Source organism: Mucilaginibacter sp. UYP27 (genome assembly GCF_040547175.1).
Classification (GTDB): Bacteria; Bacteroidota; Bacteroidia; order Sphingobacteriales; family Sphingobacteriaceae; genus Mucilaginibacter.
Genome location: NZ_JBEPPE010000006.1, coordinates 13,446 through 26,020 on the forward strand (window position 1 = coordinate 13,446; position 12,575 = coordinate 26,020).

General features: G+C 44.3%; 13 protein-coding genes. All 13 read right to left on the reverse strand.

Annotated elements, in window-relative coordinates; translation table 11 throughout:
* Positions 1–2: 2 nt before the first annotated feature.
* The 13 genes from ABIB39_RS17585 to ABIB39_RS17645 all read right to left on the reverse strand — a co-directional run bounded on the left by ABIB39_RS17585 (position 3) and on the right by ABIB39_RS17645 (position 12,478).
* Positions 3–776 carry a F0F1 ATP synthase subunit B family protein gene (locus ABIB39_RS17585; protein WP_354431485.1) on the reverse strand — a complete coding sequence of 258 codons (774 nt, stop codon included), beginning with the start codon at positions 774–776 and terminating at the stop codon, positions 3–5.
* A gap of 6 nt (positions 777–782) precedes the next feature.
* Positions 783–1,052, reverse strand: coding sequence for a F0F1 ATP synthase subunit C (locus tag ABIB39_RS17590; RefSeq protein WP_128532102.1), 270 nt, complete (start codon positions 1,050–1,052; stop codon positions 783–785).
* A gap of 10 nt (positions 1,053–1,062) precedes the next feature.
* Positions 1,063–1,764 carry a F0F1 ATP synthase subunit A gene (locus ABIB39_RS17595; protein WP_128532103.1) on the reverse strand — a complete coding sequence of 234 codons (702 nt, stop codon included), beginning with the start codon at positions 1,762–1,764 and terminating at the stop codon, positions 1,063–1,065.
* Positions 1,761–2,057 carry an N-ATPase subunit AtpR gene (locus tag ABIB39_RS17600; RefSeq protein WP_354431486.1) on the reverse strand — a complete coding sequence of 99 codons (297 nt, stop codon included), beginning with the start codon at positions 2,055–2,057 and terminating at the stop codon, positions 1,761–1,763. The genes ABIB39_RS17595 and ABIB39_RS17600 overlap by 4 nt, the downstream gene beginning before the upstream one ends.
* 14 nt (positions 2,058–2,071) lie before the next feature.
* Positions 2,072–2,362 (reverse strand): AtpZ/AtpI family protein, encoded by a 291-nt coding sequence (locus ABIB39_RS17605; RefSeq protein ID WP_354431487.1) that lies wholly within the window; start codon positions 2,360–2,362, stop codon positions 2,072–2,074.
* 1 nt (position 2,363) lies between these two features.
* Positions 2,364–2,747 (reverse strand): F0F1 ATP synthase subunit epsilon, encoded by a 384-nt coding sequence (locus tag ABIB39_RS17610; protein ID WP_128532108.1) that lies wholly within the window; start codon positions 2,745–2,747, stop codon positions 2,364–2,366.
* Between the two features lie 11 nt (positions 2,748–2,758).
* Positions 2,759–4,207, reverse strand: coding sequence for a F0F1 ATP synthase subunit beta (atpD, locus tag ABIB39_RS17615; protein ID WP_354431488.1), 1,449 nt, complete (start codon positions 4,205–4,207; stop codon positions 2,759–2,761).
* 14 nt (positions 4,208–4,221) lie between these two features.
* Positions 4,222–4,968 carry a polyphosphate kinase 2 gene (gene ppk2, locus ABIB39_RS17620; RefSeq protein ID WP_354431489.1) on the reverse strand — a complete coding sequence of 249 codons (747 nt, stop codon included), beginning with the start codon at positions 4,966–4,968 and terminating at the stop codon, positions 4,222–4,224.
* Positions 4,968–5,690, reverse strand: a complete 723-nt coding sequence (locus ABIB39_RS17625; RefSeq protein WP_354431490.1) for a PRC-barrel domain-containing protein — start codon at positions 5,688–5,690, stop codon at positions 4,968–4,970. Before ABIB39_RS17625 ends, ppk2 begins: the two co-directional genes overlap by 1 nt.
* A 134-nt stretch (positions 5,691–5,824) precedes the next feature.
* Positions 5,825–7,837 carry a copper-translocating P-type ATPase gene (locus ABIB39_RS17630; protein WP_354431491.1) on the reverse strand — a complete coding sequence of 671 codons (2,013 nt, stop codon included), beginning with the start codon at positions 7,835–7,837 and terminating at the stop codon, positions 5,825–5,827.
* Positions 7,838–7,857: 20 nt separating this feature from the next.
* Positions 7,858–8,883 (reverse strand): class I fructose-bisphosphate aldolase, encoded by a 1,026-nt coding sequence (locus tag ABIB39_RS17635; protein ID WP_354431492.1) that lies wholly within the window; start codon positions 8,881–8,883, stop codon positions 7,858–7,860.
* Positions 8,880–11,270, reverse strand: a complete 2,391-nt coding sequence (locus ABIB39_RS17640) for a phosphoketolase family protein (RefSeq protein ID WP_354431493.1) — start codon at positions 11,268–11,270, stop codon at positions 8,880–8,882. The genes ABIB39_RS17635 and ABIB39_RS17640 overlap by 4 nt, the downstream gene beginning before the upstream one ends.
* Before the next feature lie 5 nt (positions 11,271–11,275).
* On the reverse strand, positions 11,276–12,478 hold the full coding sequence (locus ABIB39_RS17645; RefSeq protein WP_354431494.1) for an acetate/propionate family kinase: 1,203 nt from the start codon (positions 12,476–12,478) through the stop codon (positions 11,276–11,278).
* Between the last annotated feature and the right edge of the window lie 97 nt (positions 12,479–12,575).

The following is a 12,575-nucleotide window of genomic DNA, read 5'->3' on the forward strand; positions in this document are numbered from 1 at the left end:
TATTACTTTACAGCTTGATGAGTTTTGTTTATTGTCCTCGCTACACTCTTTTCCAGTGAATTAACATAGGCGGCTAAACTCCAGGATAGTTTGTAGCCCTTAGCTGCCAGTTCGATCCCGCTGATCATTTTAGGATCTGTTTTAAACTCATATTTAACTTCATCTCCAAGTATATCCGCAATTGCGGATCGTATGCCTTTTTGATCTTTTTCAGCTAAGTCATAAGCACTTTTAACCTTTATCGGGGCCGAATCCGAATGGAAAGCGCCGATGAACTGTTTTTTATCTTTGTCAGTGATCGCTTTTATCTTCTTGATAAAAACATGAACGGATTGTTCTTCAAGGTCAGTTGAAGCCAATTCGGCGAGGGCTTTTTTTGCGATAGCGAAAACCTCATCCTGTGTTTTCTTTGAGATCTCATCGCTCAAATTTTCTTGTAATTCCTTTGATGCCGCTTCCAGTTTTTCTTTTACACCCGCAGCTTCCTTTTTTGCAGCATCCAAAAGCTTTTCCCGTTCCTTATCAGCATCTGATGTTGCCTGGTCCATTAGCTTCTTTTTGTGCTTATCGAAATCGTTGTTTTTTTGTTGAAACTCATCCTGTTCTTTCTTTGCCTCAGTCATTTTGCTTTTGGCGTCCGCAAGCTCAGCAGCTATCTTTTTTTCGCGTTCATCAATAGCCGCCAGAATAGGCTTATAGAGATATTTTTTCATCAGCCAAACCAACACCAGGAAATTGACGATCTGCGCGATTACCGTAAACCAATTAATTTGCATGGTGTGTTATTTAGCAATAATGTGTGTCCAGAATGGGTTTGCAAAGATCAGGATCATGGAAACCACAAAGCAATAAATGGCTGTTGACTCGATCATGGCCAGGCCGACAAACAGGGTCCTGGTTATAGTGGGCGCCGCGTCCGGCTGTTGCGCTATGGAACTTAAAGCGGTTGCTACCGCCTTACCTTCACTTAATGCCGGGAACATACAACCGATGCCTGTTGTAAGGCCGGCTGTAATAATTGATGCTACTGCTATTACTGATACATTATCCATTTTTATCTATTTAATTGGTGCTTTTATTTACTAATTTTTTCTTTTTGATGCTTTCCTGTACCGCTGCCGCGATATAAACCGTAGCCAGGATACTAAAGATATAGGCCTGTACCATCCCGGTAAGGAGGCCAAGTGCCTTCATGACAATAGGAATAAATAAAGGAGATATGCTTAACAAAATGGCGATGATCATTCCACCGCTCATAATATTCCCAAATAACCTGATGGCCAGTGCCAGCGTTCTTGATAATTCGCTAATGATATTGAAAGGCAACATGATGAAAGTCGGCTTGATGTAGGTCTTCAGATAGGCGAAGAAGCCGCTCTTTTGAATGCCAAAAAAAGGCACGGCCAAAAACACGGCAATCGCCAATGCGGCAGTGGTGGAAAGGGAACCTGTCGGCGGCTGATACCAGGGTAAAACGATCCAGAAGTTACACATGGCAATGAATAGAAAAAGTGTACCGATAAAGCCAATGTATTGTTCGGGGTTTTCGAGCCCGACTTCTTTGATCTGTTCATTGATGCCCGTTACGATCATTTCGAGGATACACTGCCATCGGGAAATTTTATGCGTAGTTTTCAACTTGCGCGTAATCAGTATGGCACCGATCACCATAAATAACATAACACCCCACGTAGTGACGATGGTGAGGTTGATGGTGATAAAACCATTGCTCCAAAATATGGTCTGATCTGGCGTTAAATTCATAATGGGCTGCTTTCTGTTACGATAACTTGCTTTTGCTCGATCTGCCTGGTGAGCTTTAAAATTAAAAGGCGGCCCGCAATAAACCCGGCGACACTTACCAGTAATTGTAACAAACTGCCCTGGGCCATGAAATAAAACCCGGTTAATACAATACCCGTTCTTATCAGTGAGCTTCCCAAAAGCCATAATGCAACGTATGGCGAACCTAAAGTTCTTTTTACAGTCAGCCATAAACCGCCAAAAAACAGGATACCTAATATCAATCCGCCTATTAATGCTATTACTATCATCATGAAATTATTTTATACTATTTATCTTCTTTTATTACCCAATTCCAGGCGATAATACAACCTACCACCAAGCCTGTTATCAGGCAGGTTACTGTCCATGAGAAGGATTGGGGATAATTTTTATCCAGCCAAATTCCGCCCATTGTGCTCAAAAAAGTTGGCGCGGTAACCGACCAGCCTACCATACCGAACATGCCGAAACCAAACCACTCCGCTCTTTTTTTTTCGTCGAGGGCCTTTAATTTTCTTTTTTCCTTAGTCGAGATCATCCGGCCAAAAAAATCGGTGTCATTTTCCGGTTGTGCCATTTTATAGTTGTTGAAATTTCTTTAACCTGGAAAGAAACCCACTTTCCAGTTGTGAGGCCATGTGCCGAACTTTTTCTTCATTTTCATCTGCATTCTTAAACTCATTTTTTACTGTTTCAGCTAATTTTCCTAACTCAACGCCGCCAACCGCATTTCTAACGGAAACCAGTACCTGCGACCCGGCTTTTACAAAAAGGCCTTCGTCCACGGCTAAATAATGTACCTTGTCTGTTTTGTAACTGAAAATCCCAGGGACCAGTACCGCAACGCAATCCAGCCTTTGCGGCAGAAAGCCAACAGACCCTTCGATTGTCTCTGCAACGATGTTACTGACGTTTTTTACATCGGCAAAAACTTTATAGGGAAGTAATATCTTAAGGTCCATATTTTTCGCTTCTATTTGATCACAGGTTTTGCGGCAACCGGGCCGTCCTTATTGACGCCTTTATTCTTTAGTGCTTCGTCTATATTTCCGATCATGTAAAAAGCATTTTCAGGCAAGTCTTTAAATTCGTCTGCCAAAATACGTTCACAACCATCGAGCGCATCTTTCAAGCTAACCAATTCTCCTTTTACGCCACTAAATTGTTCGGTAGCAAAAAAGGGTTGTGTTAAAAACCGCTCCAGCCGTCTGGCGCGGTTTACAACGAGCCTGTCGCCTGTTGACAATTGCTCCATACCCAGCATAGAAATAATATCCTTCAGGTCTTCATATTGTGCCAGCGTTTGCCGGATCTGCTGGGCGAGCTGGTAATGCCGGTCGCCAATAATTCCCGGCGTAGCCATTTTTGAATTAGATTGCAGAAAATCAATAGATGGATAAAGGCCTTCGCTGGCCCTTTCGCGCGAAAGCACAATAGTTGCCGAAAGGTGCGAAAACGCATGAACGGCAGCCGGGTCGGTTAGGTCATCGGCCGGTACATATACCGCCTGTATAGAAGTAATTGCCCCGGCATCTGTATTAGCGATCCTTTCCTCAAGGGCCGACAATTCCGTCTCCAGTGTAGGCTGATAACCCAAACGCGATGGCATTTGCCCCATTAAACCTGAGACCTCCATACCAGCCTGGATAAACCGGAAGATATTATCGATCAATAATAAAACATCTTTATGCTCATCATCCCGGAAATATTCGGCCATGGTTAAAGCAGCATGGCCAACCCGAAAACGGGCTCCAGGCGGCTCATTCATCTGCCCAAACATCATGATCATATTTTTAAGCAGCCCGGCATCTTTCATCGCGTCATATAGCTCATTGCCTTCACGGCAGCGTTCGCCAATGCCGCAAAACATGCTAACCCCTTTGTTCTGGCCCACCATATTGTGGATCATCTCTGTTAATAAAACTGTTTTGCCTACGCCTGCTCCACCAAATAAACCGGCTTTGCCGCCACGCTCCAACGGTATCAATACATCTATCGCTTTAATACCTGTTTCAAAAACCTGCGAATTAGTCGCCCGTTTATCTAATGGTGGAGGAGATTGGTGGACATTTCGTTTTTCGCCTTCCGCTAATGGTTTTAAATGGTCGATGGTGTTTCCGAACACATCGAACATCCTGCCAAGCGTACGTTCGCCAACAGGAACCATCAATTCGTTTCCGTCAGTTTCTATTGGCATACCACGTGCCAGGCCTTGGGTAGGTGTTAGCGCTATTCCCCTTACCGTGTGCTCATCCAATTGCGAAAGTACTTCGATGGCAATTTCCCGTTGTTCGCCTGCATGGAGCAGGGCATAAACGGCAGGGAGAGAGTGGTCAAAACGGGCATCTATAACGCTGCCCCGTACCGAAACAATTTTGCCGCAGTTTAATTTCTCGTCCGCATGTTTTAGAATAGCCTTCATTTTTTAGTTTGGGATTATTGAAATAGCTTTTCCTTTATGTTTTTAGGCGTGGCCGGATAAACAAAGTCACAAGCGTGAGATAAAGCCATGTGATCTTTGTGCTTATAATCGCGACCCTTCAGTAAATGCGTGATCAGGTTGATATGGGTGTCGTCTTTGTCATCCGCGCTAACAATAAACCAGGGGGCGTGCCTAAAATCGGTTTTGAGCAGCATTTCATCCCGCGCATCAGAGTAATCTTTCCAATGTTTGGTTGCAGCCTCGTCAACCGGGCTTATTTTCCACTGTTTAAGCGGATCTTTTTTTCGTTCATCAAACCGCTTTTCCTGTTCTTCCTTACTGATATCGAGGTAGTATTTCACAATAATAAAACCGGCGTTAGCCATCATTTCCTCGAATAATTCAACCTCTTTAAAAAATGATTTATATTGTTGATGAGTGCAAAACTTCATTACTTTTTCAACACCAGCACGGTTATACCAACTTCTGTTGAACAGAACCAATTCTCCTGAGGCAGGCAAATGCGCGATGTATCGCTGGAAATACCAATCCTTTTCCTGATGGTCAGAAGGTTTTCCTAATGCCACCACGATCGTTTCCCGCGGGCTTAAATGCTTAACGATCCTTTTAATCGTACCGTCCTTCCCGGCCGCATCTCTCCCTTCTAAAATGACAAGTAATTTAAGTCCGGAAGCGATGATCTCCTTTTGCAACTTGACCAATTCGACGTAAAGGCCGTGCAATACATCTTTATCCTTCATTAATTGACTGTTTGAACTTGCGGGTAATCGGCCTCTTTGAAAAGAATGCTTTTGTCAACCACAGAGGAGGTTATATCAAGGTGTATTTTGTTTTCGCTCCAATTTATTTCTTTAACGTGTGCTACCGGGATCAATACTTTTTTGCCTCCGAACCAGTTATGGGTATCTATAACGATAAATTTAATTTGCCAGGTTTGATCATCAACGATAAAATCAATGATATGGCCGATCTCTCCGTTGGTCGTATGAATATGGTAGCCTGTTATGCTGCCCGTACTACGTAAATGGATGTCGTCGTCAGTATGCTTATCCTTTTTGTCGGCTTCAATTAAAACCTTTTGATCTAAAACCGGGAACGGCATACTCACACCTAAGGAACCGCCGCCATAAAATCCGCTGCCCCAGTAACTTTCCCATTGGTAGTGACCATATAGTTCTATTTCCTGCTGGCGCGATACCGGTTTATCAGTATCGATATCCGGGCTGTTTTCGATTTGCTTCTTTGTTAAATTAACAGGCAAGAAACCATCTTGCCAGGGTTGTTTACGAAGTGCATGCGGCGCGATCAATACATTTCGTCCGGATAGCCAGTTGCCAGTTTTAACAACCATGTAACGTATTCTCCAGCTTTTGTCATCGAAGTAAAATTGTTCAACTTCTCCGACCATTCCATCGGTTGCCGCGAGGCTATAATTTATAATGCTTTTAATATTGCGTTCCATGTTTTTGTGCTATAATTTCATACAGAATATTTCAAATGTCAGTGTTAACTTTTAGTTACCATGTGACGATGGACATTTGAAAAAATGATTTTGATCACAAATTGATTTAAACAGAAAGCAGCCGGGTAATTGTACTAAATGGTTTTTACTTTTAACAAACTGGCATTTATGGCAACTACAACAGTACTTACGGTCATTAACATAGCGCCTACGGCCGGGCTTAATACAATGCCCTCGTTATAAAGTACCCCTGCGGCGAGTGGCAGCGCAATAACATTGTATCCTGTGGCCCAAACCAGGTTCTGGATCATTTTACGATAAGTGGCCTTGCCGAATAAAATGAGGTTTACAACATCATCAGGATTGCTGTTCACAAGGACGATTCCGGCAGTGTTTGCCGCGATATCACTTCCCGAACCAACCGCGATACCAATGTCTGCCTGAGCAAGTGCCGGCGCATCGTTTATCCCGTCACCGGTCATGGCGACAAATTCGCCTTTTGATTGTAACTCTTTGATCTTCGCCAATTTTTGATCCGGCAAAACACCGGCTAAAAAACTATCCATTCCTAAAGTTTTACTCACACTCTCCGCTACTTTAGTGTTATCGCCTGTAAGCAAGATGGATCTGATGTTGTTTTCCTTTAACTTTTTAATGGCACCTGCCGATTCCGGCCTGATCTCATCGGATAGGGCGATGTAGCCCGCTAACGCTTTATCTACAATCACAAAAACGACTGTCTCCGTATCATTGGATTTAAACCCCTCGGGTACATCAATATGTTTTTCTTTCAGATAGCCGGGACTAACAACCAGTACCTTTTTGCCTTCAACCATCGCTTCAACACCTTGCCCGGTAATAGCTTTAAAGTTTTCGGCTGATGGGGCAGTTATTTTAAGGTCAACTGCTTTTTGCAAAATCCCTGTCGCAATAGGGTGCTCTGATTTTTGCTCCAGCGCCGCCGAAAGCCGGATGATATCATTTTCTCTAAGCTCTTTATTTAAGGACACTACCTTCGACACTTCAAATTTTCCTATAGTCAGTGTGCCGGTTTTATCAAATACCACTGTGGTGATTTTTCTTGAATTTTCAAATGCTGTCCGGTCTTTGATCAACAGGCCATTTTTGGCAGATAAGGCGGTTGATTTGGCAACCAATAATGGCACAGCCAGCCCTAACGCATGTGGACAGCATATCACAATAACCGTCACCATCCTTTCCATCGCAAATGCCAATGGATGTCCCGTCAGATACCAAAACAAGAACGTGGTAATACCAGTCCCTAAAGCGATAAAGGTCAACCATTTGGCGGCAGTATCTGCCATTAATTGCGTTTTAGATTTTGAATTTTGGGCATCATCGACCAATTTGACCACCTGTGACAAATAAGAATCCTTTGCCGCGTGTGATACCGTAACTTTGAAAGAACCGTTGCCGTTAATTGATCCGGCAATAACTTTATCGCCTTTGAGTTTTTTAACCGGCTTTGACTCCCCGGTGAGCATTGATTCATTGATATAACTTTCACCTTCGGCGATGATGCCGTCAGCCGCCACTTTTTCTCCGGGCTTAATAACAATAACATCTCCTTCTTTCAGCGTATCTGTTGTCACATCGTGTACCTTTCCGTCTTTTTCCAGGTGCGCATCGGCAGGCATTAGCTGTATTAACAATTCCAGATCTTTTGATGCACCCATTATAGAGCGCATTTCAATCCAATGCCCTAAAAGCATGATCAAGATAAGCGTATCCAACTCCCAGAAAAAATCCATCCCTTTTAGCCCAAAGACAATGGCTACGCTATAGGCATAAGCAACGGTAATGGCAAAGCCCACCAAAAACATCATGCCCGGATTTTTACTCTTTATTTCTTCTATAAGGCCTTTAAAAAAAGGCCAGCCTCCATAAACAAAAACAATTGTAGCGAGTACAAATAAAATATAAGAAGACCCATTGAACGACCAGTTTACCCCAATGAAGTGCTGGATCATTGTGGATAAAAGCATGATCGGCATGGTGAGAACCAGCACTGCGTAAAAGCGTTTCTTAAAATCTGCTATCATCATCGCATGGTGATCATGCCCGTTCATCTGCATGTGGGGATCCGCCTTACCGGATTGTTTATCTGCTAAATGTTGATGTTCCATATTTTATAAAGGAGTGATTGTTAAACTATGTTTTCCATTGCGTTGTTATAATTACCCATACAAGCCGCCCGGTTACAGTTGGCACGATGGTATAATGCTTCTTGAGCCGCCAGGATGTTTGAATTATCGCCACGCCATATTTCTAAAGCTGGTTGCTGCAAAGCACGGCCAAACGAAAACGTAAGCGTCCAGGGAAGAACTGCTTTGTATTGCTTATTCATCTGATCAAGGCGGGCCGATGCGAGTTCTGCAGATTGTCCGCCTGATAAAAATGCGATGCCCGGAACTGCCGCAGGTACAGCGCCTAACAAAAATTTTACAGTGCTTTCAGCCACTACGTTTTCAGGATCTTGAACCTTTGCCGCTAACCCCGGCAATAGCATGTTAGGTTTAAGTAACATTCCTTCGAGGGAAACATGCTGTTTATAAAGTTGGTCAAAAACGGTGTAGATTACTTCTTTCGTTACCGCAAGGCATTGTTGTAGGGAATGTGCGCCATCCATCAGCACTTCAGGCTCCACTATAGGAACCAATCCCGCTTCCTGAGATATTGCAGCATATCGGGCCAGTGCATGTGCATTGGCTTCGATGCACCCACGACTGGGGATGCCGCTGCCAATCGCCATCACCGCCCGCCATTTGGCAAACCGTGCACCCATTGCACTATAATCAGCAAAGCGCGCACGCAAGCCGTCGAGCCCTTCGGTTACCTTCTCGCCGGGAAAACCAGCCAGCGGTTTGGAACCCATGTCTACTTTGATGCCAGGAATAATGCCCCCATCTAACAGGACTTTAATAAACGGGGTTCCATCTGTTTTTTGCTGTCTGATGGTCTCATCAAACAAGATAGCCCCACTGATGCTTTCGCCAAGGCCCGGCGTAGTTACGATCATTTCACGGTAGCTGCGCCGCATTTCAACTGTTTGCGGTATGCCGAGCGCTGCAAAACGTTTATTGCAGGTTCCCACGCTTTCATCCATAGCCAGCAGGCCCTTGTTGTTTGCAACAAGGGCCCGGGCAGTATTTATCAATTGTTCAGTAATCATTTGCTATTATTACTATTCCATTTCCAATTGAGGATCTCTGGCATGTCCATGCCGTGCGCGTCGATAAAGTGCTTATGTTGTATCAACTTATCCTTCATCATTTGTTTCAGGTAATCGCCTTTAGCACCCAGGTTGGGTACGCGGTCAACAACGTCTTGTACCAGGTGAAACCTGTCCAGGTCATTCTGTACCCGCATATCAAAAGGTGTGGTTATCGTACCCTCTTCCTTATATCCCCGTACATGCAAATTACGGTTGGTACGGCGGTAAGTTAAACGGTGTACCAGCCATGGATAACCATGAAAGCCGAAAACAATATGCTTATCCTTAGTGAATAACGAATCATAATCCTGATCGCTTAAACCATGCGGGTGTTCACTTGCCGATTGCATTTTCATCAGATCGACAACATTAACCACCCGTATTTTTAAATCGGGCAAATGCTCGCGCAGGATGGAAACAGCGGCCAATATTTCCAGTGTCGGCGTGTCACCGCAACAGCCCATCACCACATCCGGCTCCGATTCCTGGTCATTACTAGCCCATTGCCATATGCCAATACCTTCGGTGCAGTGGATCACGGCCTCATCGATTGTTAACCATTGCGGCAATGCATGTTTCCCGGCAACAACCACATTTACATAGTTCCTGCTGCGTAGGCAATGATCAAAGACTGACAACAAACAATTGGCATCGGCCGGCAAATAAACACGGACGATATCCGCCTTTTTATTGATCACATGATCCAGAAAACCTGGGTCCTGGTGGGTAAATCCATTATGATCCTGTTGCCAGACATGCGAGGCAAGCAGATAATTCAAGGAGGCAATACTACGGCGCCACGGCAATTCTTTAGTTACCTTCAGCCATTTGGCATGCTGGCTGAACATGGAATCGACGATACGAATAAATGCTTCATAACTATTGAAAATACCGTGCCTGCCGGTTAGTAGATATCCTTCTAACCAGCCTTCGCATTGGTGTTCGCTAAGCTGAGAATCTACTATTCGCCCTTCCGGTGCTAAAAACTCATCATATTCGGCTTCCCTGGCATCCCACTGCCTGTTACTTACTTCAAAGACCGCGCTTAATAAGTTTGATAATGTTTCATCCGGGCCAAAAACACGGAAATTATCGGGGTTAAGTTCTATGACATCCCGCAGAAATTTTCCTAATACCGTGGTGTCTCCAAGTTGTACAGCGCCCGGCGAAACTACATTCACAGCGTGCAAACGAAAATCGGGCATAAGGAGATCTTTTAACAAAAGACCGCCATTGGCGTGAGGGTTCGCACCCATTCTACGGTCCCCTTTCGGAGCGAGTTCTGCCAGTTCAGCCATCAACGCACCGTTTTCATCAAACAACTCCTCCGGTTTGTAGCTTTTCATCCAACTTTCCAACTGTGCTACATGATCCGGATGTGTTGCATCTACCAATAGCGGAACCTGGTGAGAGCGAAACGTTCCTTCCACATGTAAACCATCAACCATTTTTGGGCCGGTCCAACCTTTAGGTGACCTCAGGACGATCATAGGCCAGCGAGGCCTGGTGGTATCATTGTTTTCTCTGGCGTTATGTTGGTATGCTTTAATATCTTCGACTGCCTTATCCAATATCCCAGCCATTAGCTGGTGCATGGTTTCAGGATCGTCGCCTTCTACAAAGTAAGGCGTCCAGCCACAGCCCTGTAGGAATTTTTCTAATTCCTCATGTTCAATTCTGGCTAGTAGGGTCGGATTACTAATTTTATAGCCATTTAAATGAAGAATAGGCAATACCGCGCCGTCGGTGATCGGGTTAAGGAATTTATTTGATTGCCACGCTGTGGCAAGCGGACCTGTCTCAGCCTCTCCGTCGCCAATCACACAGGCTACTATCAAATCGGGATTATCAAAAGCTGCACCAAAAGCGTGGCTAAGTGAATAACCTAACTCGCCGCCTTCATGGATAGATCCTGGTGTAGTGGGCGCAACATGGCTGGAAATACCACCCGGAAAGGAAAACTGGGTAAAGAATTTCTTCAATCCGGCTTCATCTTTGGTAATAGCCGGATAAACCTCGCTCCAAGTTCCTTCCAGAAAAACATTGCCCACAATGGCAGGTCCGCCATGGCCCGGGCCAGCCACATAAAACATATTCAGATCGTATTTATTGATCACCCGGTTTAAATGCACGTAGATAAAGTTCTGGCCGGGGGTTGTCCCCCAATGCCCCACAACGAGTGGTTTTACGTGCGCTAATTTTAACGGCTCTCTCAACAGCGGGTTATCATACAAATAGATCTGTCCGACAGAAAGATAATTGGCAGCCCGCCAATAGGCATTCATCTTTTGCAATAATACCGGCGATAATGTATCAACCTCGGGGTTGTTTAATACGGTTTCCATTTTATTTATGGGTTAATGTTATAATTCAAAATAGTACATACTGACCTCGCGATCATTAATTCTTCATTGGTTTTGATCACCCTGACCAATACCTTGCTGGCATCGGCTGAAATAACGGCATCACTGTTTTTATTTTTATTTTTATCCAATTCAATCCCTAAAAATTGGAGCCCGCTGCAAATCCGCTGCCGTATTTCGGGTGCATGTTCGCCAATACCGCCCGAAAATATCAGGTTATCCAAACCACCAAGCACAGCGGTAAATGCACCTATCCATTTTATACACTGGTAGCAAAAGAAATCAACGGCCTGTGCGGCACGTTGGTCGTCATGTTGAATTTGAAGAAGTTGCTGCATATTTGCCGTAGTACCCGATATGGCTAATAAACCTGATTCATGATTGACCAAATGGTTAAATTGCCCGGGAGTAAGCTTTTCAAACTTTTGCAAATACCAGGCTACGCCCGGATCAAGGTCGCCGGTGCGGGTACTCATCGTTAGGCCGGATGCTGGTGTAAATCCCATACTGGTATCCATGCTTTTCCCCTCTTTTACAGCAGCGAGGCTCGCCCCGCTGCCCAGGTGGGCTATAATGAGCTTTCCTTTTGCTTTTTCAGTTCCTGCGGTCCGTTCAAACTCTTGCATTAGGTAGGAATAAGACAGTCCGTGGAAACCATATCGTTTAACCCCTTTATCACGATATTTTAACGGGATGGGTATCAGCTTGGCAAGATCTGGCATTGATGCGTGGAAAGAAGTGTCGAAGCAAGCTACCTGGTGAATATTCGGATAGCGTTTTCTAAATACTTCGATCAATTTGATCTCGACCGGCAAATGTTCAGGATCATAAGGGCTTATGTCCTTTAGTTCTTTCAATAGCCTGTCGGTAATCTTTTCTGGCGCGGTATGTTCCATACCCTGAACTATGCGGTGGCCTATTGCCTTCACCCTTATAAATTCGGTTTCCTCTTCCAGCCAGTTAATCAGCCAATTTGAGGCTTCATTGTGGTCAGCGACAGGGATGTTAACCTGATGACTTTGGCTACTTTCTAAATGTATAAAGCTGAGTTTGGCATCACCGCTTCCGATGCCTTCCATTTCGCCGGAAAGTAATTGATTAAGCGTACCGTTAATTTCATATAAAGCATATTTTATACTTGAGGAACCTCCATTTATGGTAAGGAGACAGTCTTTAGCAAGCTTATTCATGAGCACTGAAATAAGGCTTAGTGAGCAAAACGCCGCCGATGTCAAGAAATAAGGTACTGATTTGATTTTCTTTTTTCATGCGGCATTTAATTATTAA

Bases quoted from the DNA above. Each gene is read 5' to 3' on its own strand.
- ABIB39_RS17600 (WP_354431486.1), bottom strand. From the start codon at position 2,057: ATGATGATAGTAATAGCATTAATAGGCGGATTGATATTAGGTATCCTG.
- ABIB39_RS17595 (WP_128532103.1), bottom strand. From the start codon at position 1,764: ATGAATTTAACGCCAGATCAGACCATATTTTGGAGCAATGGTTTTATC.
- atpD (WP_354431488.1), bottom strand. From the start codon at position 4,207: ATGAAGGCTATTCTAAAACATGCGGACGAGAAATTAAACTGCGGCAAA.
- ABIB39_RS17630 (WP_354431491.1), bottom strand. From the start codon at position 7,837: ATGGAACATCAACATTTAGCAGATAAACAATCCGGTAAGGCGGATCCC.
- ABIB39_RS17640 (WP_354431493.1), bottom strand. From the start codon at position 11,270: ATGGAAACCGTATTAAACAACCCCGAGGTTGATACATTATCGCCGGTA.
- ABIB39_RS17625 (WP_354431490.1), bottom strand. From the start codon at position 5,690: ATGGAACGCAATATTAAAAGCATTATAAATTATAGCCTCGCGGCAACC.
- ABIB39_RS17610 (WP_128532108.1), bottom strand. From the start codon at position 2,747: ATGGACCTTAAGATATTACTTCCCTATAAAGTTTTTGCCGATGTAAAA.
- ABIB39_RS17590 (WP_128532102.1), bottom strand. From the start codon at position 1,052: ATGGATAATGTATCAGTAATAGCAGTAGCATCAATTATTACAGCCGGC.
- ppk2 (WP_354431489.1), bottom strand. From the start codon at position 4,968: ATGAAGGATAAAGATGTATTGCACGGCCTTTACGTCGAATTGGTCAAG.
- ABIB39_RS17605 (WP_354431487.1), bottom strand. From the start codon at position 2,362: ATGGCACAACCGGAAAATGACACCGATTTTTTTGGCCGGATGATCTCG.
- ABIB39_RS17635 (WP_354431492.1), bottom strand. From the start codon at position 8,883: ATGATTACTGAACAATTGATAAATACTGCCCGGGCCCTTGTTGCAAAC.
- ABIB39_RS17585 (WP_354431485.1), bottom strand. From the start codon at position 776: ATGCAAATTAATTGGTTTACGGTAATCGCGCAGATCGTCAATTTCCTG.
- ABIB39_RS17645 (WP_354431494.1), bottom strand. From the start codon at position 12,478: ATGAATAAGCTTGCTAAAGACTGTCTCCTTACCATAAATGGAGGTTCC.